This window comes from Polynucleobacter sp. MWH-Creno-3A4 (assembly GCF_018881885.1).
Lineage (GTDB): Bacteria > Pseudomonadota > Gammaproteobacteria > Burkholderiales > Burkholderiaceae > Polynucleobacter.
In genome coordinates, this window is sequence record NZ_JACXSA010000001.1 from 871,415 (window position 1) to 893,829 (window position 22,415).

The following is a 22,415-nucleotide window of genomic DNA, read 5'->3' on the forward strand; positions in this document are numbered from 1 at the left end:
ATGGGTCTCGGTATGTGGGGTGATCGCGTGAAGTCAGATCTATCTCGCTTGGATGTGGCGGAGTTTGGCCGAGTTGGGGTTTTATTAGGCGGTCGCTCCGGTGAACGTGAGATCTCTTTAATGTCAGGTAATGGCGTCTTAGAGGCCCTGCTCTCCAAAGGCGTTGATGCACATGCTTTTGATCCAGGTTTACGTTGCCCTACAGAGTTGGCTAAAGAAAATTTTGATCGAGTATTTATTTCTCTTCATGGTCGCTATGGTGAAGATGGCACGATCCAGGGTTTATTGGACCTATTAAGCCTTCCTTACACCGGCAGTGGTGTATTGGCTTCTGCTTTATCCATTGACAAAATTGCTACCAAACAAATTTGGCTGAGCAACGGTTTATCTACTCCAGAGTTTGAGGAGCTTACTGCAGCCAGTGATTGGAGTGCGGTTGTTAAAAAATTGGGCTTACCACTCATTGTGAAGCCAGCCCATGAGGGTTCCTCTCTCGGCCTTACCAAAGTCAAGTCGGCAGAAGAATTACCAGCTGCATATCAACTTGCTGCAGGCCTCGATAAAAAAGTCATCGCTGAAACGTGCATTGTGGGCGATGAGTTAACTTGCCCATTGGTCGGTCAAGGTGAGACGGCTGAAGCATTGCCGGTGATCAAAATTATTCCGCCACAAGCCAATTACGATTTTCATAATAAGTATTTTTCGGATGAAACCCAATACCTTTGCCCAACCGGGCTTGCTCCAGAAGTTAATGCGCAAGTTCAAGCACTAGCTCTGGCTGCATACAAAGCCTTGGGATGCCGTACTTGGGGTCGTGCTGATGTCATGCTGGATCAAAAAACCGGAAAACCATATTTGTTGGAGATGAATACCTCTCCTGGAATGACCTCTCACTCACTAGTTCCGATGGCAGCTAAGGCAGCCGGAGTTGGCTATGCAGATTTAGTCTTATGGTTATTAATGCAAACACTGCAGCAAAAGGAAGGCGCCAAAGCATGAGCTCTTTCTTAAATCGCAGTGGTGAAATCTTAGCGACCCTTGCCTCTCCTCTTTGGAATCATCCAGACCGGATGCAACGATTGAGTCAATTCTTAATGCGCTGTTTTGCTGCGATGTTAGTAGTTGGGATATTGGTTTGGCTAAGTCAAAGACCAGTTTTTGCTTTGAAGACGGTTCAGATTGAGCCAGTTGCTGGACAAACCTTAAAGCATATTAATAAAGCGCTTGTGAAGCGTGAGGTATTTGAAACTGCCCAAGGTAACTTCTTTAGCGTGCGTTTAGAGGATGTTAAGCGGGGTTTTGAAAGCATGCCATGGGTACGACATGCAACCGTTCGCCGTGTTTGGCCTAACGGCTTAGTAGTAAATATCGAAGAGCAGAAGCCTTTTGCTACTTGGGGTGGTGAGAGCAGCAATACCTTAATGAATACCTATGGTGAGTTATTTACAGGCCGTGTTTCTGAGGTCAGTGGTGACACACAGCTGTTGGATTTTGCGGGTCCTGAAGACGCAGGCAAAGAAGTGATGAGTCTTTATGAAAAGGCCAATAACTGGTTTAAACCATGGGGCGCTGAAGTAACTAGTCTAGCTTTGACCGAGCGTTACGCATGGCATGTGAAGCTGTCGAACGGCATGAAAGTGGAGTTTGGGCGCGATGAAGAGAGCTCTGATAAGAATTTAACTGAAGAGCGCGTTGCACGCTTATTCAAATATTGGCCACAGGTTCAAGAGAAATGGGCGAATCGAATCGATGCAGTTGACTTGCGTTATGCAAATGGTTTTGCAGTGCATTTGGCATCTGCAAATATCAAAAAGAATGACGTAGATGGCAAAAAAATAGGGCTCAAGCAATGAGGAATGGTAATGAGTAAAGATAATCGTGACCTATTGGTCGGTTTAGACATTGGAACCTCCAAGGTAGTGGCCTTGGTTGCAGAGTTAGCGCCCGATGGCCAATTTAATGTGGTTGGGGTTGGTCAAACTGCATCTAAAGGATTGAAGAAGGGTGTCGTAGTCAATATTGAAGCGACTGTGCAGTCGATTCAGAAGGCCCTCGAGGAAGCTGAGGTGATGGCCGATCGCCAAATTGTCCAGGTATTTACTGGCATTGCAGGTAATCACATTGTGAGTTTTAACTCCAGCGGTATGGTGGCAATTCGCGATAAAGAGGTTGGTGCTGGTGATGTAGAGCGCGTGCTAGAGACTGCGAAAGCAATCAATATTCCAACGGATCAGCAAATTTTGCACATCCTAGTTCAAGAATTCATTATTGATGGCCAAGAAGATGTACGTGAACCCATTGGTATGAGCGGCCTGCGTCTTGAGGTGAAGGTACATATCGTTACTGGTGCGGTCAGTGCTGCACAAAACATTGTGAAATGTGTGCGCCGCTGTGGCCTTGAAGTGAATGATTTGATTCTGCAGCCTTTGGCATCCAGCTTAGCTGTTCTCACGGATGATGAAAAAGAATTGGGTGTTGTTTTGGTGGATATTGGCGGTGGCACTACTGACATCGCAATTTATTGCCAGGGATCCATTCGACATACTGCAGTGATTCCAATAGCCGGTGATCAGATCACCAATGACATTGCCATGGCATTGCGTACGCCAACGATTGACGCTGAAGATTTAAAGATTGCACATGGCATTGCTCGCCAAGAAATGGCGGATCCCGCCGCCATGATTGATGTGCCGGGTGTAGGTGATCGTGAACCACGTCCAATGTCTAAGCAAGCACTAGCTGCAGTGATTGAGCCCCGTGTCGAAGAGTTATTTACCTTGGTGAGAGGTGTGGTGCGTGACTCAGGGTACGAAGACATGGTGTCTTCCGGAATTGTGCTCACTGGTGGTACTGCATTAATGCCTGGAATGGTAGAGCTCGCGGAGCAGGTGTTCTTAAGGCCTGCGCGCATTGGTACTCCTGAGTACCGGGGCCACTTACATGAAGTATTACGTAGCCCTCGATATGCCACCAGCATTGGTTTATTGATGGAAGGTCAGGCGCAGTTACTGCGTGGCCGTCGTGTTTCTCAATCAGGCGCGTTACAAGGAGTAATGGCGCGCATGAAGGAATGGTTTGCAGGAAATTTTTAAGTTTTTTCGTCGTCGTCAATGTAGTAAGTTATTTACCTAGGAGGGTATATGGAATTTGAAATGTTAGATCAAGAAATAGCTGGCAAGACCATTATTAAAGTGGTTGGAGTCGGTGGCGCTGGTGGTAATGCTGTCCAGCACATGATCCGTCGCGGTGTTAACGGCGTAGAGTTCATTTGCATGAACACCGATGCTGGCGCTTTACAGCGCTCTGAGGCATCTGTGAATTTGCAACTGGGCTCTAGCGGATTAGGGGCTGGTGCTAAACCAGAAATTGGTGCAGCTTCCGCTGAAGAAGCGCGCGCACGTATTGCAGATACATTGCAAGGTGCACATATGGTATTCATCACTGCAGGCATGGGTGGTGGTACAGGTACTGGCGCAGCCCCAATCGTTGCTCAAGTGGCTAAAGAGATGGGCATTTTGACCGTTGGCGTGATTAGCAAACCCTTTGACTTCGAGGGTGTAAAGCGCTTGAAGGTTGCTGAGAATGGTGCTGCAGAGCTCGAGTCTTATGTGGATTCATTGATCGTAGTTCTCAATGAAAAACTCTTTGAAGTCATGGGCGAAGATGCTGAGTTTGATAAAGCCTTTGCTTGTGCTGATGATGTATTGCACAACGCAGTTTCTGGCATTGCAGAAATTATCAATGTTCAAGGCTTGATCAACGTTGACTTTGAAGACGTGAAGACGGTGATGGGTGAGCAAGGCAAGGCAATGATGGGAACGGCAACAGTTTCTGGCATGGACCGAGCACGTTTAGCTGCCGAAGCTGCAGTTGCTTCACCATTGCTCGAAGGCGTTGATTTGTCTGGTGCCCGTGGCGTATTGGTTAATATCACTGCTAGCCGTTCATTGAAGTTGTCTGAAACTCGCGAAGTGATGGCTGCTATTCGTGGCTACGCTGCAGATGATGCGACTGTAATCTTTGGTACCGTGTATGACGAGAGCTTGGGCGATGCATTGCGCGTGACTGTAGTGGCTACGGGTTTGAATAATCCACAAGCACGCAAACTCAATCAACCAGAAGTAGTATGGAGACAAGCTACTGGTACTAGTGATGCCATGCCAACTATGGCAGATCTCAATACCTTTGCTCCTGCTAGCCCATCTGCGGCTATGAGTAAGGCGGGTCTAGATTCTGCATTAAGCACTAGCGCTGGCATGGCCCTCACGGGCTCAGGGAGCGTACCAGCAATGGCAGATCAACCTGCAAGTACTGGTGTTGATTACAGCAAATATGATTTGCCGCGGGTCTTTCGCAACTCTCGTGAGGCGACTTCTGCGCCGACTCTAGGTGCTGATAGCTCGCCTCAGGCAAAAACCATGCTGGATAAAGGGGCTGATTACTATGAGATCCCCGCTTTTTTACGTAAACAAGCGGACTAAGTAAAGCTTAATACAATAGGTAATTGCAAAATGCCAGCGCGGCGCCCCTCCGGACGACGAATCCCGCGCTTGCGTTGGCATGCTTACTAACAATTACTTATTGGAGATGTCATGATTTCTGTAGGACAAAAATTACCAAACGCCACTCTTTATGAATTTTTTGATGAAGAGAGTGAAGGTTGCTCCTTAGGTCCAAATGCCTTTGAAGTTGAGAAACTGGCTGCTGGTAAAAAAATTGTGGTTTTTGCTTTGCCTGGTGCATTTACTCCTACTTGCTCTGCAAAACATGTTCCTGGATATGTCGAACACTATGATGCGATAAAAGCAAAAGGTGTTGATGAGATTTGGTGTATTTCAGTGAATGATGCTTTTGTGATGGGTGCTTGGGGGCGTGATCAGAAGGTTGGTAAAAAGATTCGCATGCTGGCAGATGGCAGTGGTGAATTCACTAAAAAGATGGGCATTGAGCTGGACTTAACTGCTCGCGGTTTAGGTGTTCGCTCAGATCGTTACGCCATGATTGTTGAAGATGGCGTAGTGAAAAGCTTAGATCGTGAAGCGCCAGGCAAGTTTGAGGTCAGTGATGCCGCTTCTATTTTGAAGAAGCTGTAATTTATATCCCCCTGAATTTAGAGACAGCACCATGATGAAACAAAGAACCATTGCTAGCCCAGTCAAAACGGTGGGCATTGGTTTGCATTCTGGTTGCAAGGTAACGATCTCAATTAAACCTGCGCCTATTAATTCAGGGGTGCAGTTTGTACGCGTCGATACAGCAGAGCAGTCGGTGGTTCCTGCTACAGCTTTGGCTGTTTGCGATACACGTTTAGCATCTGTGATTCAAAAGGATGGCGTACGCGTTTCAACAGTTGAACATTTACTCTCAGCTTGCGCTGGATTAGGGCTTGATAATTTATTGATTGAGCTTGATGGCGAAGAAGTTCCCATCATGGATGGTAGTGCCGCCTCATTTCTGTTTTTGATTGAGTCTGCCGGCATTGCTGAACAAGAAGCGCCACGTCAGTTTGTGGTGATTAAAAAGCCAGTTGAAGTTCGGGACGGTGATAAGCTCGCGCGGCTTGAACCTTTCTTTGGATTTAAGTTGGATTTCACTATCGACTTTAAGCATCCAGCGGTTGATAAAACCGGTCAACGATTTGTAGTCGACTTTGCAGAGCATGCTTACCGCAGTGAAATTGGTCGTGCACGCACATTTGGATTTGCTCACGAAGTAGAAGCTTTGCGAGAAATGGGGTTGGCTCGCGGCGGTAGCTTAGATAATGCGATTGTGTTGGATGAGCACCGCATTCTCAATAATGAAGAACTTCGTTATGAAGATGAGTTTGTGCGTCACAAAATTTTGGATGCAATTGGCGATTTATATTTAGTCGGTCACCCAATTGTCGGTGCGTATGTGGCTGAAAAATCTGGCCACGCCTTAAACAATGCATTGTTGCGCAAGCTATTGGAAGACCCAGCTTCCTATGAGATTCAGTCTTTTGCAGAGGGTAAGGCTCCAGGGGCTTATTCTCAGGAAAGCCAACCCCTCTATTTCTAGAGTGGATTTAGTGGGATTTATTTTGTAGAAGGCGCTCAACTGCCTTGTGCAGATCAGAATCTGGCTCAAGTTTTTCTAATAAGTCTTGCCATGATTTCTTGGCTACCGGGTTTAGCCCTTTTGGAGCGATATTTTTGGTGTTTTCTCGAGGCTTGACTTCCCAGGCTGGGGCGGACGGCTTCACTTTGACCTTAATCACTTTGCAGTGCAGCCCATTCATAGCTAACTCATTGATTAGACTAGGTAAAATCTGTTGTAAACGTGTTCCTATGCTGGCACTGCTGACCAGCAAGAAAAGCTCATCTTGGCCACCAGACCGCCATCCAGCCTCAATTTTGGAGCTCAAGTGTCCAAGATCTAGGGTTTCTAGAGCGATAAAGAGCCTGGCTTTGAGTTTGGCCAAGTCTTCCGTTTTAGCCAGGATCCCACCAAGACCATCTGATTCCCGCAGGTAATCCAGCCAGTCATGGGCTGTGCGATTGCGGGATGGTTTGCGAGCAGGGTTCATAAAAAATGGGGTTGCGGGTGATAAACTCAAGGACTTAATTTTCTACAATATCCCATGGTAATCGGTCTTCTTAAAACCCTGGTCGGCAGTCGTAACGACCGCCTCTTAAAACAGTATCGCAAAGTCGTTGCCAAAGTTGGTGCTTTTGAACCAAGTCTGCAATCTTTGGATGATGCTGCACTTGCTGCCAAAACTGCTGAATTTAAATCACGCTTGGCTGCAGGCGAGTCTTTAGATGATATCGCTGCAGAAGCATTTGCGGTAGTTCGTGAGGCTAGCGTTCGCGTCATGAAGATGCGTCATTTTGATGCGCAGATTATGGGTGGCCTTGCTTTACATCAAGGCAAGATTGCAGAGATGGGGACTGGCGAGGGAAAAACCTTAACAGCAACACTCCCCGTATATTTGAACGCCTTAACTGGCAAGGGTGTTCACGTTGTTACAGTCAATGATTACTTGGCACAACGCGATGCTGAGTGGATGTCAACACTTTATAACTTCTTGGGTATGAAGGTTGGTGTGAATCTATCGCAGATGGATCACAAGACAAAACAAGAAGCCTATGCCGCTGATATTACCTACGGTACTAATAATGAATTCGGCTTTGACTACTTGCGCGATAACATGGTCCAAGATTTGGATCAACGGGTACAACGTGGTTTAGCGTACGCGATTGTCGATGAGGTTGATTCGATCCTGATTGATGAAGCACGCACACCACTGATTATTTCTGGACAAGCCGACGATCACACTGATCTCTATATTAAAATCAATGCATTGCCCTCTTATTTAGAGCGCCAAATCGGCGAAGAAAAGGCAGATGGTACTGGTGTTGAGAAGCCTGGCGATTACTGGGTAGATGAGAAATCTCAACAGGTCTACTTGACTGAGCAGGGGCATGATAAGGCTGAGGAAATTTTGGTGCAGCTGGGGGCTTTGAATGATGGCGCATCCTTATACGCGCCCCAAAATATTACCTTGATGCATCACGTATATGCTGCGCTACGAGCACATTGCTTGTACAACCGCGATCAACATTATGTTGTCCAAAATAAAGAAGTCATCATTGTTGATGAGTTCACTGGCCGTTTGATGCAAGGACGACGTTGGTCTGATGGATTGCATCAGGCAGTAGAAGCTAAAGAGGGTGTACCGATTCAGAATGAGAATCAAACTCTAGCGACAATTACCTTCCAGAATTATTTCAGGATGTATGGCAAGTTGGCCGGTATGACTGGTACCGCGGATACTGAGGCGTATGAATTTAAGGAAATCTACAACTTAGAAACAGTAGTTATTCCACCCAATCGAATTAGTCAACGTAAAGATCGTCAAGATCAAATTTTTAAATCTTCCCGTGAGCGCTACGATGCCGTCATTAAAGATATTGAGGATTGCTACGAGCGCGGCCAACCCGTTCTGGTTGGTACGACATCGATTGAGAATTCTGAGTTAATTTCGGGTCTACTGGATAAACGTAAGTTGCCGCATCAAGTATTGAATGCTAAACAGCATGCTCGTGAGGCTGAAATCATTGCTCAAGCTGGTCGTCCAAAGATGATCACCATCGCCACCAATATGGCAGGTCGTGGAACGGATATTGTGCTTGGCGGTAATGTTGGCAAGCAGTCCTCATTAATTGAGGCTGACTCTGCGCGCTCAGAAGCAGAAAAAGCTAGCAAAATTAAACAGCTTCAAGATGAGTGGCAAAGTATTCACGATCAAGTATTGACTGCAGGTGGTTTGCACATTATTGGTACTGAGCGCCACGAGAGTCGCCGAATTGATAATCAATTAAGAGGTCGTTCAGGTCGTCAAGGTGACCCTGGTTCATCACGCTTTTATCTTTCCTTAGATGATTCATTACTACGTATTTTTGCTGGGGATCGCTTGCGCGCAGTGATGGAGCGCTTGAAGATGCCTGATGGCGAGCCAATTGAAGCGGGTATGGTGACGCGTTCCATCGAGTCTGCGCAGCGCAAGGTTGAAGGTCGTAACTTTGATATTCGTAAACAATTGTTGGAGTATGACGACGTAGCGAACGATCAACGCAAAGAAACTTACCGCCTGAGAAACGAAGTTCTCGAAAGTAAGGATATTGGCGATTTAATTGCCAATTTGCGTGAAGATGTCTTGCGCTCAGTCTGCTCTGTGTATGTCCCAGCTGAATCTATGGAAGAGCAGTGGGACCTACATGGGCTAGAAAATGTTTTGGCAAATGAGTGGGGTCTTACGGTTGATCTCTCTAAATGGGTTGAGAGTGCTGAGACAGTTGATGATTCAGAAATTGTGGGACGCGTATTACAGGCTGCACAAGAGACATATGATGCCAAGGTTGAATTATCAGGGCGCGAGTCATTTGCTGGGTTTGAGCGCTCTGTTCTCTTATATAGCCTTGATAGTCATTGGCGAGAGCACTTAGCCGCCTTAGATCATCTGCGCCAAGGCATCCATTTGCGTGGCTATGCTCAAAAGGATCCAAAGCAAGAATACCGCCGGGAGGCATTTGAGTTGTACGGTGAATTGCTGAGCATTATTAAGAATGATGTTGTCAAAAGTATTATGACTGTGCAGATTCGAAGTGCCAGCGAACTCGACCAGGCTGCAGAATCTATGAATGAAGATTTGGCAAAGCTGGCGGATGTTCAATATCAACACGCCGATCCGGATAAAGAAGTCGCAGGCTCTACGGGTGATCGTGGCGCCTCGATTGAGGTGATTCCTGCGCCTATGAGAGCTGGCCCTAAGATTGGCCGTAATGATCCTTGTACTTGTGGCAGCGGTAAAAAATATAAGAATTGCTGCGGCGCTTTAAGTTAAGCGATGTTTTAAGGGTGCTCATGGGATAGCACCCACCGATGCCCTCATCTACAATTGTCGAACTATGACAGTTAACCTTCCCCTCCCCCAAAAAACTGATCTCAAGCCAGTAAAAGGTTTTGAGATGGGTATTGCCGAAGCCGGTATCAAGAAAGCCAATCGTAAAGATTTGCTGGTAATGACTTTGGCGCCAGGATCTCAAGTGGCCGGCGTGTTCACCTTAAATCGTTTTTGTGCTGCCCCCGTTCAGGTTTGTCGAGAGCATTTGGCGCAAGATGGTCGCAATGGTGAAATCCGGGCCTTAGTTGTGAATACTGGTAATGCCAATGCAGGTACTGGTGAGTCAGGCATGAAGCATGCCCTTGAAACCTGCGAAGCCTTGGCAAAAGATCTCGAGTTAAAACCTGAGCAAATTTTGCCGTTTTCAACGGGCGTGATTTTGGAGCCTTTGCCGATTGAAAAAATTATTAGCGCCCTACCAAAGGCGGTTGCTAATCTAGGTGAAGATCACTGGTTTGATGCGGCGCAAGCCATCATGACTACAGATACCCAGCCTAAAGCAACTTCGATGACCGTATCTACACCGGCCGGTCCAGTGGTGATTACTGGTATCTGTAAGGGTGCCGGGATGATTCATCCGAATATGGCAACGATGTTGGGGTTTATTGCCACAGATGTTGGCTTTGCTCCCGGCTTGCTGACTAATCTCACCCGCGAAATTGCAGATCTTTCTTTCAATGCGATCACGATTGATGGTGATACCTCAACAAATGATTCTTTCATCATCATGGCAACTGGCCAGTCTGCAGTGAAGATCAAATCAGTGGATGATCCAAGTTATGCAGTAGTGCGAGATGCCTTGATTGCGCTTGCTAGAAAATTGGCGCAAATGATTGTGCGTGATGGCGAGGGCGCTACCAAGTTCATCACAATCGAGGTTATGGGTGGCAAGACACCAGAAGAGTGTCGCTTGGTTGCAAAAGCAGTAGCCCATTCTCCTCTAGTAAAAACAGCATTTTTTGCAAGCGATCCAAACTTAGGTCGTATTTTGGCTGCAATTGGCTATGCCGGAATTACAGACTTGGATGTCAATCGGGTTCAGATGTGGTTAGGCGATGTTTGGGTGGCAAAAGATGGTGGCCGTAATCCGAGCTATCAAGAGGCTGATGGTCAACGTGTCATGCAGGCGTCAGAAATCACCGTGAAGATTGACTTAGGGCGCGGCACTGCTACGCAAACAATATGGACATGTGACTTATCGCATGATTACGTTTCAATTAATGCAGACTATCGCTCATAGAGATCTACAAACCGATGAATGAAAAATTAGACCGACTGTTAAGTCATCTTGAAACATTTTTACCTAAACCTCTGAGTGAGGAGCAGTGGAAATCTTCTACGGCATTTAGGTGGCGCCGCCGCGATAGCATCTTTGGCAGCATTGGTTTCTTGCAGCCGGTGAGGCATGTCTCCGATATTACCTTTGAGGACTTAAAAAATATCGATCGCCAGCGCGATGCGATTCGCGATAACACTAAAAACTTCATTCAAAAAAAGCCAGCCAACAACATTTTGCTTACTGGTGCAAGAGGCACGGGGAAGTCATCCCTCATTAAGGCCAGCCTTCATGAGTTTGCTAGTCAGGGATTGCGACTAGTCGAGGTCGAAAAAGAGCATTTGGCTGATCTAGCAGATATTACGGACACCTTGGCTGAGCGTCCTGAGCGCTTCATTATTTTTTGTGATGATCTGTCTTTTGAAGATGGCGAGTCTGGCTATAAGGCCATGAAATCTGCTCTAGATGGTTCAGTTTCAGCTCAGGTAGACAATATTTTGATTTATGCCACTTCAAATCGACGCCATTTATTGCCTGAATATATGAAAGACAATGAGGGCTACGTTCATAGTGATGATGGCGAGATTCATCCAGGTGAAGTAGTTGAAGAAAAGATTTCCTTATCAGAGCGCTTTGGTCTGTGGCTCTCGTTTTATCCGCCCAAACAAGACGAGTATTTGGCGATTGTTGCTCATTGGCTTACCCACTTTGGTTTAACTGCTCCACAAATTGAAGTTGCTCGTCCAGAGGCATTGGTTTGGGCGCTAGAGCGTGGTTCCCGTTCTGGCCGTGTTGCTTGGCAATTTGCAAAACACTGGGCAGGATTGCATGCCTAAGGGAATGTATTTCCATGAGTGAAATACAGCGCCCCATTACGGTTGTAGCCGCCGGAATATTGCTAGATTCAGAAAATCGCTATCTCTTGGGTCAACGACCCGAGGGTAAACCGTATGCTGGTTACTGGGAAGTGCCTGGCGGTAAAGTCGAAAAAGGTGAAACGGTTTTTCAGGCTTTGCAGCGCGAGTTGCAAGAAGAGCTAGGCATCGATATTTTCTCTAGCGAAGAATTAACCGTCTTAGAGCATGACTATCCACATGCTTATGTACGTTTATATGTGAGCATCATTCGTAAATGGTCGGGTACCCCAACGGGTTGCGAAGGACAAGCTTTATCTTGGCAATCCATTGCCGCAGAAAGCCCTTCTGTAGAACCTTTATTGCCAGCCGCTTGGCCAATGCTGGAGTGCTTAAGACGCTTTCTAGCTCAGAACTGACAAAGCGTCAGTTTGAAGGGTACATCCGCATTAATAGGCTGCGCTTTCTTGTCTTGCTCCGCCTTTAAAAAGCGTACGGAGAGCAGGTATTTATTAGCACTAATTTCTGAGTAGAGACTATCGTCTTCCACCATGATGCGCATGAGCTGGTATACCTTGCCAGAGGGGGCCTGTTGAAACGCTCCATTGTGAGCGAGTACATCCTTGGCCTCACCGGATTGGCGCAATAGACGTAAAAATAATTGACATGCATCTTGCCAAGGCAAGAGAGGATGAACATAATTTTCTAAAAGTTTGCGGCGCTCAGTTGATGGACTATTTTTCCAAGCATGGTAGCTTGGTAAATCAATTGGACTTGTTCCGCCAGGAATATTTAAGCGAGTACGAATTGCATTGAGCCATTCACTATCAGTAATGACTGAATTCGGTCTGCCAGTTGATTGATTAATGCTGCTAGCAACTGAGTCAATCTCAGAAAGAGTTTGCGCAAGCGCCTCTTGGTCTACCTTTTGCGATGACTTGAGTCCATTGAGCGCATATTTTTGTCGCTCGAATTCTTTGAGTAATAAAGATTTAATATCGCCACGAGCACCAATGTCGCCAAGATCAAACAAAATAGAGATCGCATTGTGGTGTAACTCTGGATCATCCGAGCGAGTAAAGTGATTAAAACGGACGAACAAATACTCCAGCCGAAGCATGCTTCGAACTAATTCGTTGAAGGGGTATTCGTAGACAATCACAAGCCCATATTCTATGACGAACTGAGCAGATCTTTCTGAATCTGTTGAATTTTTTGGTGCAGACTTTGCACCTCTAGCTCCAAGTCCTCAAGACGCCCTTGGTTTTTGATCACCGTATCGGCCTGGCTGAGGCGCTCTTCTCGACTGGCTTGAGCTGCCAGAATTCTCTCAATTTCTAGACGGGATAAGTTGCTGCGCTGCATAACTCTCTCAATTTGCGTCTCTTTTGGGCAATCCATCACCACCAAGTGATCAATTAAGCCCTTCCAGGCGCCGGACTCTATCAGCAGTGGCACCACGAATACAAGATATAGCGCGCCATCCTGGGCCGACTGTAAAGCTTGCTTGATGGTTTCTTGTCGAATAAGGGGGTGGGTAACAGCTTCCAGCAATTTGCGGGATTCAGGATTTTCGAAAACTAGGGCCCGCATCTTGGCTCTATCAAGCGCTCCATCGTCTCCAATGTATTCCGAGCCGAATTGTTCCCGAATAAGTGGAATAGCTGAACCCCCTGGGCCAGTAATGTGATGGGCGATCAGATCGGTATCGACAATACCCGCACCCAATTGAGCCAATAACTTACTAACTGCAGTTTTTCCAGACCCAATGCCACCGGTCAGGCCAATGAGGGGAATACGCCCCTTCAATGCCGCTAAGTCGGACTGATTATCAGGATGTTTTGGAGTAGCTGTGGCCATAACAACTCAATGATGCCAGCAAAGATGAGAAATGGTCCAAATGGAAATGCCGAGCCAATAGTTTGTTTATTCAGTTTTAACCATGTTAGACCGCCTAGGAGGCCAGCGATCGAGGCGGTAAATAAGAGGGCGGGAAGTGAGCTCCATCCAAGCCAGGCACCCAGACCAGCTAATAGTTTGGCATCCCCCATGCCAATACCCTCTTGTTTTTTAAGAAATCGGTAGAGGCGATTTAATCCCCATAGACAGATATAGCCCAGTATTGCGCCCAAAATAGATTGCTGAAGATTGCCAAATCGGAGGCCAGAAAGCGCATTAAAGAAAATGCCAGAGGCGATCAAAGGAAGTGTGATGAGGTCAGGCAGTTGAAAGGTCTGAAAATCGATATAGGCTAAATACACCAATACCAAAATCAGTAGGGTACGAATTAGGTCGACTACTGCAGGATCACTCATTAAACAATCTGCCCTAAATTAAAGATTGGAAGATACAAGATTATGACAAGACTACCAATCACAATCCCCACGAAGATGATCAGCAAGGGCTCCAAGCTTTGACTTAAGGTATTGAGTTTGTTGCTTAATTGAGTGCCCAGAGTATTTGCACGTTTACACAACATTTGTGGGAGTGAACCGCTTTCTGAAGCGATACGGAGTAATTGCAAAGTTTCAAGATCAAATAGCTGATGCTTGGGATCTGCACGTATCAACGCATCCCCGAGTGGCCATCCCCTAGTGAGGTGTTTAAAGACTTCTGCACTCAAGTCATGGCTCAGCCAATGATTCGAGGATTGTGCAGTCACCCTTAAGGCATCAGGCAGTGGTAAGCCAGATTCCAATAAATGCCCAAGTGTCCTGCACCAGTAAGTAAGGGTAGCTAGGCGAAATAATCTACCCAGTATCGGAATAGAAAAACAAAGTGCATCACACTTTTTTTGTAGACGAGAAGATCTCAGCCATGAGATAGCAAACACCGTGCCAGTAAAGACTAGCAGCACGGTGATTTCTAGAAAGTAATGTTGGACCAGAGTAGAGATTTGAATCAAGACTTTGGTGGGTGCAGGCAATTCTGCTTGAAAGTGGGTAAATACATCCTTAAAAACGGGCACTACCCAAATCATCATGACTAAGATCAGTAAGAAAGAGCTGGCGAGTGTAATCAGAGGATAGCTCAGCGATTGTTGAATCTTGTGACGTAATTCAATTTGCGACTCTAACTGCTGGCAAATGGTTTGCAATGCCAATTCAATATTTCCGGTACGTTCGCTGACTCGAATCAGATTGATAAATTCTATAGAAAACTGATTTTTCTGAGACAGCAAGCTTTGAGAAAGGCTTTCGCCCCTTTTTAATTGGGTGCAAAGATTGCCAATACCGTTTTGCCAATGTTTAGGGGCAGTGGTGTGGATCAATTCCATGGCATTGAGTAGCGGAAGCCCCGCACCTAAGAGCGATAAGAGCTGTTGGGCGAATGCCAGTTGATCCGATTTGTTTATTGCCATGTGCCAATCTCAGCTTCTAAGTCAGAATGCAATATCAAGCCTGTTTTGAGGTAGTGGAGACCCGCATCAGCCATAGTGGCATGCTTGATTGAAGGATTAAAAAGATGATTACTACTCAGTACTTCATGTATTCCAATTCGACCATAGCGCTTACTTCCTTTACAGGCACTACAGTTGATATTTTCAGTAGGGGAGCTGCCTTCACATGCTTGGCAGCGCTTACGAACCAAGCGCTGTGAGCTGACGCTACGTAAACAGGATTGGATAGACTCATCATCAATCCCTAAACTATTTAACCTATTTAGAGCCCCTCTGGCATCTTTTGTGTGTAGTGTGCTTAAGACCAGATGACCTGTTTGTGCCGCTTGAATAGCAAGCTGCGCGCTTGCGCTATCCCGAATTTCGCCAATCATGATGACATCCGGATCTTGTCTGAGTAGGGCGCGAATAATAGTTGCAAAGTCTAAGCCTGCACGGGGGTGATATGCCACTTGATTCACACCAGGAAGCCGAATTTCAATAGGATCTTCAATGGAACACAGGTTTCTGTGACTCTGGTTCAGCTCATGCAGGCAGCTGTATAGAGTACGTGTTTTGCCGCTTCCCGTTGGGCCGGTAACTAAGATCAGCCCATTCGTCTGACTAAGGGCGCTTCGAATGACTGTCAACTGCTCTGGTAATAAACCAATTTGATCGATCGATAATTCATCGATGCGGTTTGGCAAGATTCTCACAACGGCTTTTTCACCGTACAGGGTGGGGAGTATAGAAACCCTACAATCTACGTCGGGTTTAGAAAAGTCGTTTCCAACGAGTAATCGACCATCTTGCGGCAGACGTTTTTCAGCGATATCAAGCCTCGCCAAGATTTTGATGCGGGTGATTAAGCGTTCATGCAGGTCCAGCGGAAAATGTGACTGTACTTGTAGCAAGCCATCTACCCGAATCCGAACTAGCGTCCCACGAAGTCCGGCTTCAATATGGATATCACTCGCTCTGGATGCAAGCGCATGAACTGCGATTTCATGCCAGGTGCGAATAATGAGTGAGTCTTCATGATGACCACTCAATCTTGCGCAGGACTTAAGATGGGGCGATAAAGCTTGACGGTCTTCACTCCCTGATCATCAAACTGCACAATTTCCATCACGATATCGGCAATGCGAAGGCTGACATCGTGATCTGGAATAGCCTCAAGTTTTTCGAGTATCAGGCCATTGAGAGTTCTGGGGCCATCCAATGGAAGATTGAGGTTGAGTAAGCGATTAAGATCTCGCAGCGAGGCGCTACCACTGGCGAGATACGTACCATCTGCGAGCCAATGTGGGTCGGTTGATAGGTTGGAGAAGGAGGTAGTGAACTCCCCAATCAGCTCTTCCACGATATCTTCAAACGTGACTAGACCCAGAACTTCACCATATTCATTAACGACTAGACTCAAGCGCTGTTGGTTGTCTTGGAAGAATTGCATCTGCTGCAAAACCGGGGTACCACTTGGGATGAAATATGGCTCACTGAGTAATGATCTAAAGTCTTCATGTTGTAAGTCGGTATCGCCCAAAAGGGAAAGTGCCTTTTTGACAGACAAGATGCCGACAATCCTCTCAGAGTCACCATCACATACCGGCAACTTATTGTGATAACAAGTCTCTAATTGCTGGACTACTTCATCAATGGGTCGCGAGAGGTCTAGGATCTCAATTTTGGATCGAGGGGTCATGACATCATCAACCGTAATATTTTCAAGGTTGAATAAGTTCAACAGAATATTGCGATGATGATTCGAGACGAAACGGTTCGATTCTAGAACTAGGCTACGCAACTCCTCTTTGCTCATGGTTCTGCTATCTGAAGAGGATTGCAAGCCAGATACTCTCATTAAGCCTGAAACAAAGTTATTAATGAGCCATAAAAGGGGCTTAAGGAAAAAGGTGAGCGGCAGAATGAACCAGCCAACTCGAGATGCAATTTTTTCTGGAAAGGCTGCACCAATCACTTTTGGGGTGATTTCGCTAAAGATAATGATGAGTAAGGCAACTACTAGGGTAGCGATGGAAAGTACTAGGCCGCTATCTCCAAAGAGGTGTAAAGCAATACCAGTCACCAAAATAGGGAGGATGGTATTAATGAGATTGTTAGAAATTAAGAGAACCGATAAAAGTGAATCAATCCTCTTGAGCAGTCGTTCTGCTAAAGCAGCGCCAGCATTCCCACTCGCAGCCATGGCACGTAGGCGATGGCGATTGGAGGAAAGCATGCTGGTCTCGGCCATGGAGAAAAAGCCTGAGAGTGCGAGTAAAAATAGGACAAGAGCAACTTGGCTATAAAAAGGCCAATCGTCAAAAAAGGTGTCCATGAGGTCTGCCTGCAAAAAAGTAAGGATGAATCAATATAGCAAAGTGGCAATTCACAAGCTATAGATGAGGAAGAAAGCCTTATCAGTTTATTTGCTAAATTATGTAAGAATTACTCCCTATGGCATCTTCTCATCGGCAAACCCGTTCTGATAGCGCTCAATATTGTGTGATCGCAGCCCCTTTTGGGCGGCTGGGCATTGGTACTGAATTGGTGGATGACAGTTTGATGCTGTCCAAAATCGACTATCTTCCAGCTACAGCCCAACTCATGAGCCCTAAAAATCACTTGGCTAAAGAGGCAGAAAAGCAATTTAGGGCCTATTTCAAGAACCCTGATTATCAATTTGATTTGCCTACTAAGCCAGCGGGGACAGAGCATCAGAAAAAGGTGTGGGCCGCCGTTCAAACTATTCCTGTGGGTAAGACAAAAACCTATGGTGACATTGCAAGTCAATTAAAAAGCGGGGCTCGTGCTGTCGGGACAGCCTGTGGAGCAAATCCTTATCCTTTGGTTGCCCCTTGTCATCGAGTAGTTTCTGCAAAAGGAATCGGCGGCTTCATGAAGGAAGATGCACCAGGGCTCTATCGCCAAATCAAAATCTGGCTTTTAAAACACGAAGGTGTTCTCTAGTTAGCGTACCTTACGCAAAGGGCGTGACGCCGCGAAAAAAAAGACTTTCATTAAAGAATCGCTGGCTACTGCAAATTTTGTAAAGACGTAAAACGCCATTACCGTTTTGCGCTTCAGCTTAAGCTCATCTTTATCGTTGAAAGATTCCTGCTGTGCGATTTTCGACAGCGTCATGACTGCGAGGCCAAAGGCTAAGAAACAAAAACGCCTCATTCCAAACTCTTTTTTTGGAATCAGCGCAATATAGTCTAGAGATTCCTGTAGTTTTCTATAGGCAATCTGCAAAAGCTGATTCTGGTCCATGCCAGCGGGTTTCCAAGATACGCCACGAGCCCTATCTTCAGGAGAGTCTTTGAGAATGTTAGTCATTTGCAAAGCCTGTCCAAAAGCAATTGCTAAATTCTCATGACTCTTGATCTGCTTTGCAAAAGCAGGTGAGTGATTGCTGAAGATCGTCGTGAGGAGCTCTCCAACAACTCCAGCAACTACATAACAATACTTCTCAAATTCATTTAAATCCTTCAAGCCAGCCGCATTCTGTTTGCTATGAAAGTATGACATTCCTTCTGACATGACAGAAATACAGCGACTAACTGCCGCTTGATCCGCTTTAGAGCATGTATGCAGGATGCGCAATACAGTTGGTGTGTGTGCAATCAGACCCAGTTCATCTGGATTGCCATAGTCAGAGAGGGCAGCTAAACAGGGATCCACAAAAGATTCAACGGAACTTTTTTCAAGTACGGCATCTAAAAATAATTTAGAAAGTCGTTGTTTGGTATCTGGATCTAAGTTCGCAGCGTCTTCAATCGTATCCACAATGCGACAAAGTAAATAGGTATTGCCCACCACTTTTTCAATGCTAGTGGGCAAGAGGGGAATGGTTAAAGCAAAGGTGCGGGAGACTGAGCCCAAAATGGCTTTTTGGTAGGCCAGGTCAGAATTAGGGTTGTAGCCGAAGTGATTTTTTGGGGAACTCACCCTTGAATTATGTCAGAGTGGTGTGCTCTACGCAGTAGCCAATACAGTGCGCCAAATTCGTGCGAATTCCCTTACTGACAAAAGTGACAAGGACATATAATTTCACGAATTCTTTAGGGGGAAATCGGGCGTGCTTATTTGGTTCGTCATCATTTATTGGGTTATTTCTGTAGGCATTGGCTTGTGGGCTGCTTTACGAGTGAAAAATACTGCCGACTTCGCAGCCGCCGGCCACAGTCTCCCGATGCCCATTGTGACTGCAACTGTATTTGCGACATGGTTTGGGTCAGAAACAGTATTGGGTATTCCAGCTACCTTTCTTAAGGAGGGTCTGGGCGGTGTAGTTTCTGATCCCTTTGGATCCTCTTTATGCCTAATTTTGGTCGGTCTCTTTTTTGCGCGGCATTTGTATAACCGCCGCATGCTCACGATTGGTGATTTCTTTCGTGAGAAGTATGGTCGAACTGTTGAGGTATTAGTAACACTCTGTATTGTTGTCTCCTACTTGGGATGGGTTGCTGCACAAATTAAAGCCTTAGGTTTGGTATTTAACGTTGTGTCAGAGGGTGGTATCTCACAGACGGGTGGCATGATGATTGGCGCAGCTAGCGTTTTGATCTACACCTTATTTGGCGGGATGTGGTCGGTGGCGATTACTGACTTTATTCAGATGATCATTATCGTGGTCGGCATGCTGTATATCGGTGGTGAAATGACCATCCAAACTGGGGGAGTTGCGGTAGTGATTGAGCATGCAGCAGCGGCGGGTCAATTTAGTAACTTCTGGCCCGATATGAATTTGGCGTCTATTCTAGGTTTCGTTGCAGCCTTGTGCACGATGATGCTCGGCTCGATTCCGCAGCAAGATGTGTTTCAACGAATTACCTCTTCCAAGAATGTCAATATTGCGGTGCAGGCTGCCATATTAGGTGGCGTTTTGTACTTTATTTTTGCTTTTGTACCAATGTATTTAGCCTACTCAGCAACCTTAATTAATCCGGATTTAGTAAAAGAATATTTAGATACTGACCCTCAGATGATTCTGCCAAAGTTGATTCTGAATCATGCGCCAATGATTGCGCAGGTAATGTTCTTCGGCGCCTTACTTTCTGCAATTAAGAGTTGTGCCAGCGCCACCTTGCTTGCGCCTTCCGTTACGTTTGCTGAAAACATTGTTAGAGGTTTTTATAAACACTTGTCTGATCGAGATTTATTGAAAATTATGCGCATTACCGTTTTGTGTTTTGCTGTAGTGGTGACCTTCTTTGCCGTGAATTCTGAACTTTCAATTTTTAAAATGGTAGAAAGTGCCTACAAGGTGACCCTAGTGGCTGCGTTTGTGCCCTTGGCATTTGGGGTTTATTGGTCTAGGGCAAATTCAATGGGTGGATTGTTAGCTGTGGTGGGCGGCCTAACCATTTGGATCAGCTGTGAAATTTTGGCTCCGAATGCGATTTTGCCGCCTCAATTGGCGGGCTTATTAGCCAGTCTGTTAGGCATGATTTTAGGAAGTTTGGTGCCAAAAGACCTTTTAAAGCCTGTTTAAATGGTATGTTGCCTAAATATTAGGCAATCATAATTGTTGCACTGCAAAATATTCTCATCTAATATGACACTAATACAAAATTTTTTATTCTTATGGAGTTTTTATGAAAATCTGTGTAATCGGAGGCGGTGGTGCCATTGGCGGCTACTTAGCAGTCATGCTCTCGCGAGCAGGCAATGATGTCACTGTAGTCGCGCGGGGAGCCACTCTTGCCGCTATCAAAAAGAACGGTTTAACGCTCATTAATGAAGAACACCCTGAGCCTTTAGTTGCAAAAGTGAAGGCGGTTGAAAAAATTACTGATGTAGAAACACCTGATGTGGTTATTCTGGCTGTGAAGGCGCATCAGGTTGATCCAATCATTCATGATTTGGCATCGATTATTGGATCAGAAACTATTTTGATCCCAATGCAAAACGGAATTCCTTGGTGGTATTTCCAAAAATTGTCAGGCGAGTATCAGGACCATAGTGTTGAGACGGTTGATGCAGGTGGCATTGCTAAGAACGCTATTAATCCAAACAACATTATTGGTTGCGTAGTTTACCCAGCGACTTTCTCTGAGGCGCCTGGTGTGATTCGCCTTGTCGAAGGTAATCGCTTCCCCTTGGGTGAGTTAGATGGCAAGGTGACAGAGCGAGTACAAAAAATGTCAGAGATGATGACTAATGCAGGTTTCAAGTCACCAGTGCTCGAAGATATTCGTTCAGAAATTTGGCTCAAGCTTTGGGGCAATATGACTTTTAATCCCATTAGCGCTTTGACTCACGGGACTTTGGAAGGTATTTGCCAGTTCCCATTAACGCGAGAATTAGCACGTAATATGATGGCCGAAGCACAGGCAATTGCCGGCAAGTTGGGTGTCACTTTCCGTGTGGATATTGAGCGCCGCATCGCGGGTGCAGAAAAAGTGGGTAAACACAAAACATCGATGTTGCAGGATTTGGAAGCTGGACGTAGCTTGGAGGTTGATGCCTTATTAGGTTCTGTGATTGAACTCGGTAACATCACTAAGACACCTACACCTTGCTTAAATACCGTTTTTGCTTTAACTAAATACCTTGATGAAAATATTCAAGCAACTGGTGGAAGTCTGGCCTTACCCCCAGTAGGTGATTGTTACGTGTTGAACTAGCATTCGTTTGGCAATAAAAAACCCTCATCAATTTGATGAGGGTTTTTCTTTTTGAGAGGCGCTTTACTCAAAGCGATTATCGAGTCGACCAACACCTTCAATAATGATGCTGACGCTACTGCCAGGCTTCATGGAGCCAACGCCAACAGAGGTGCCACAAGCAATGATGTCGCCTGGCTCTAGTGGAACATCTTGTGAGATCAAGCTCACTAGTTTTGCAGGCGGGAAAATCATATCTGAGACAGGGTAGTTTTGACGCTCTTGCTCATTCAGGATGGTTTTGATTGTGAGTTTGCTAGGGTCAATATCAGTGGTGATGTAAGGCCCAAATACACCAAAGGTATTGAAACTCTTTGAGCGTGTCCACTGAGCATACCCTGGCTCACGATTCAGAATTTCAATGGCGGTGACATCATTAATGCAGGTGTAACCAAAGATGGCCTGAGCGGCTTGTGCTTCATCCGCTTCATGGCAGTGTTTGCCAATCACAATTCCGAGCTCACCCTCGTAAACTACTTTTCCTGAGTAGGATTTGGGTGTTCGAATAATTTGGTTTGCTGCCAAAAAAGAATTATTGCCTTTCAGAAAGTACAAAGGCTCTGCTGGCACGGCATGCTCAAGTTTGGTAACTAGCGCATGGAAGTTATCAACCATGGCTACCATCTTGGATGGTGTGCAAGGTATGTCAATCGTCACATCTGCTAATTTGAGTGTTTCACCAGTAGGTTTAGGGCCCTGAAATAGATTGCCTGAGTAGACGCTAATGTGGTCGCCGTTGAGCTGTCCTAAACCACTTGTTCCTTGATGCTGAAATCGAAGCCATTGAGCCATTTGAAGATCCTGAAAG

The 22,415-nt window shown here is 45.9% G+C and carries 22 protein-coding genes; 13 read left to right on the forward strand and 9 right to left on the reverse strand.

Annotated elements, in window-relative coordinates; genetic code table 11:
• Positions 1 to 12: 12 nt before the first annotated feature.
• The 6 genes from IEN92_RS04425 (at position 13) to lpxC (ending at position 6,039) form a co-directional block, all read left to right on the forward strand.
• Complete coding sequence (locus tag IEN92_RS04425; RefSeq protein ID WP_216162168.1) at positions 13 to 999, forward strand: D-alanine--D-alanine ligase; 987 nt, start codon at positions 13 to 15, stop codon at positions 997 to 999.
• Positions 996 to 1,853 (forward strand): cell division protein FtsQ/DivIB, encoded by an 858-nt coding sequence (locus IEN92_RS04430; protein WP_216160933.1) that lies wholly within the window; start codon positions 996 to 998, stop codon positions 1,851 to 1,853. The genes IEN92_RS04425 and IEN92_RS04430 overlap by 4 nt, the downstream gene beginning before the upstream one ends.
• 9 nt (positions 1,854 to 1,862) lie before the next feature.
• Complete coding sequence (gene ftsA, locus IEN92_RS04435) at positions 1,863 to 3,092, forward strand: cell division protein FtsA (protein ID WP_215374935.1); 1,230 nt, start codon at positions 1,863 to 1,865, stop codon at positions 3,090 to 3,092.
• Positions 3,093 to 3,140: 48 nt separating this feature from the next.
• On the forward strand, positions 3,141 to 4,481 hold the full coding sequence (gene ftsZ / locus IEN92_RS04440) for a cell division protein FtsZ (protein WP_216160935.1): 1,341 nt from the start codon (positions 3,141 to 3,143) through the stop codon (positions 4,479 to 4,481).
• A gap of 111 nt (positions 4,482 to 4,592) precedes the next feature.
• Positions 4,593 to 5,093, forward strand: a complete 501-nt coding sequence (locus IEN92_RS04445; protein ID WP_215374940.1) for a peroxiredoxin — start codon at positions 4,593 to 4,595, stop codon at positions 5,091 to 5,093.
• 31 nt (positions 5,094 to 5,124) lie between these two features.
• On the forward strand, positions 5,125 to 6,039 hold the full coding sequence (gene lpxC, locus IEN92_RS04450; RefSeq protein ID WP_216160938.1) for a UDP-3-O-acyl-N-acetylglucosamine deacetylase: 915 nt from the start codon (positions 5,125 to 5,127) through the stop codon (positions 6,037 to 6,039).
• Between the two features lie 7 nt (positions 6,040 to 6,046).
• Here the strand turns inward: lpxC and IEN92_RS04455 are convergent, their stop codons facing one another.
• Complete coding sequence (locus IEN92_RS04455) at positions 6,047 to 6,577, reverse strand: hypothetical protein (RefSeq protein ID WP_255539759.1); 531 nt, start codon at positions 6,575 to 6,577, stop codon at positions 6,047 to 6,049.
• Between the two features lie 24 nt (positions 6,578 to 6,601).
• Here IEN92_RS04455 and secA point away from each other — a divergent pair, with 24 nt between their 5' ends.
• From secA to IEN92_RS04475, 4 genes are all read left to right on the forward strand, one after another.
• Entirely contained in the window at positions 6,602 to 9,367 is a 2,766-nt protein-coding gene (gene secA / locus IEN92_RS04460; protein WP_216160941.1) for a preprotein translocase subunit SecA, read from the forward strand.
• A 64-nt stretch (positions 9,368 to 9,431) separates the two neighbouring features.
• Positions 9,432 to 10,667: a bifunctional glutamate N-acetyltransferase/amino-acid acetyltransferase ArgJ gene (argJ, locus tag IEN92_RS04465; RefSeq protein ID WP_216160944.1), complete on the forward strand. Its 1,236-nt coding sequence runs from the start codon at positions 9,432 to 9,434 to the stop codon at positions 10,665 to 10,667.
• Positions 10,668 to 10,681: 14 nt separating this feature from the next.
• The gene (locus IEN92_RS04470) at positions 10,682 to 11,539 is read left to right on the forward strand and encodes an ATP-binding protein (protein ID WP_216160946.1); all 858 of its coding nucleotides are present in this window, start codon (positions 10,682 to 10,684) and stop codon (positions 11,537 to 11,539) included.
• A gap of 14 nt (positions 11,540 to 11,553) precedes the next feature.
• Positions 11,554 to 11,976, forward strand: a complete 423-nt coding sequence (locus IEN92_RS04475) for an NUDIX domain-containing protein (RefSeq protein WP_215374954.1) — start codon at positions 11,554 to 11,556, stop codon at positions 11,974 to 11,976.
• Here the strand turns inward: IEN92_RS04475 and zapD are convergent.
• From zapD to IEN92_RS04505, 6 genes are read right to left on the reverse strand one after another with little or no spacing between them, the layout of a single operon-like run.
• Positions 11,967 to 12,677 (reverse strand): cell division protein ZapD, encoded by a 711-nt coding sequence (gene zapD / locus IEN92_RS04480; RefSeq protein WP_216863898.1) that lies wholly within the window; start codon positions 12,675 to 12,677, stop codon positions 11,967 to 11,969. The two genes, IEN92_RS04475 and zapD, sit on opposite strands and share 10 nt — an antisense overlap.
• 53 nt (positions 12,678 to 12,730) lie before the next feature.
• Positions 12,731 to 13,339: a dephospho-CoA kinase gene (coaE, locus tag IEN92_RS04485; RefSeq protein ID WP_255539798.1), complete on the reverse strand. Its 609-nt coding sequence runs from the start codon at positions 13,337 to 13,339 to the stop codon at positions 12,731 to 12,733.
• A gap of 32 nt (positions 13,340 to 13,371) precedes the next feature.
• Positions 13,372 to 13,872, reverse strand: a complete 501-nt coding sequence (locus IEN92_RS04490; RefSeq protein WP_216160951.1) for an A24 family peptidase — start codon at positions 13,870 to 13,872, stop codon at positions 13,372 to 13,374.
• Positions 13,872 to 14,918 (reverse strand): type II secretion system F family protein, encoded by a 1,047-nt coding sequence (locus tag IEN92_RS04495; RefSeq protein ID WP_216160955.1) that lies wholly within the window; start codon positions 14,916 to 14,918, stop codon positions 13,872 to 13,874. The genes IEN92_RS04490 and IEN92_RS04495 overlap by 1 nt, the downstream gene beginning before the upstream one ends.
• Positions 14,909 to 15,988 (reverse strand): GspE/PulE family protein, encoded by a 1,080-nt coding sequence (locus IEN92_RS04500; RefSeq protein ID WP_216160957.1) that lies wholly within the window; start codon positions 15,986 to 15,988, stop codon positions 14,909 to 14,911. Before IEN92_RS04500 ends, IEN92_RS04495 begins: the two co-directional genes overlap by 10 nt.
• The gene (locus IEN92_RS04505; RefSeq protein ID WP_216160959.1) at positions 15,985 to 17,274 is read right to left on the reverse strand and encodes an HlyC/CorC family transporter; all 1,290 of its coding nucleotides are present in this window, start codon (positions 17,272 to 17,274) and stop codon (positions 15,985 to 15,987) included. The genes IEN92_RS04500 and IEN92_RS04505 overlap by 4 nt, the downstream gene beginning before the upstream one ends.
• A 119-nt stretch (positions 17,275 to 17,393) precedes the next feature.
• On the opposite strand from IEN92_RS04505, the gene IEN92_RS04510 reads away from it, so the two are divergent.
• A complete protein-coding gene (locus IEN92_RS04510; protein ID WP_216160961.1) occupies positions 17,394 to 17,906 on the forward strand; it encodes a methylated-DNA--[protein]-cysteine S-methyltransferase in 513 nt (170 codons plus the stop codon).
• Here the strand turns inward: IEN92_RS04510 and IEN92_RS04515 are convergent, their stop codons facing one another.
• Positions 17,907 to 18,887 carry a squalene/phytoene synthase family protein gene (locus IEN92_RS04515; protein WP_216160963.1) on the reverse strand — a complete coding sequence of 327 codons (981 nt, stop codon included), beginning with the start codon at positions 18,885 to 18,887 and terminating at the stop codon, positions 17,907 to 17,909.
• 130 nt (positions 18,888 to 19,017) lie between these two features.
• Between IEN92_RS04515 and IEN92_RS04520 the strand changes: the two genes are divergently transcribed.
• Both IEN92_RS04520 and IEN92_RS04525 read left to right on the forward strand, forming a co-directional pair.
• A complete protein-coding gene (locus tag IEN92_RS04520; RefSeq protein ID WP_216160965.1) occupies positions 19,018 to 20,433 on the forward strand; it encodes a sodium:solute symporter family protein in 1,416 nt (471 codons plus the stop codon).
• A 103-nt stretch (positions 20,434 to 20,536) separates the two neighbouring features.
• Complete coding sequence (locus tag IEN92_RS04525; RefSeq protein WP_216160967.1) at positions 20,537 to 21,568, forward strand: 2-dehydropantoate 2-reductase; 1,032 nt, start codon at positions 20,537 to 20,539, stop codon at positions 21,566 to 21,568.
• 63 nt (positions 21,569 to 21,631) lie between these two features.
• Here IEN92_RS04525 and IEN92_RS04530 read toward each other — a convergent pair whose 3' ends face one another.
• Positions 21,632 to 22,399, reverse strand: a complete 768-nt coding sequence (locus IEN92_RS04530; RefSeq protein ID WP_216160969.1) for a fumarylacetoacetate hydrolase family protein — start codon at positions 22,397 to 22,399, stop codon at positions 21,632 to 21,634.
• Positions 22,400 to 22,415: the final 16 nt, after the last annotated feature.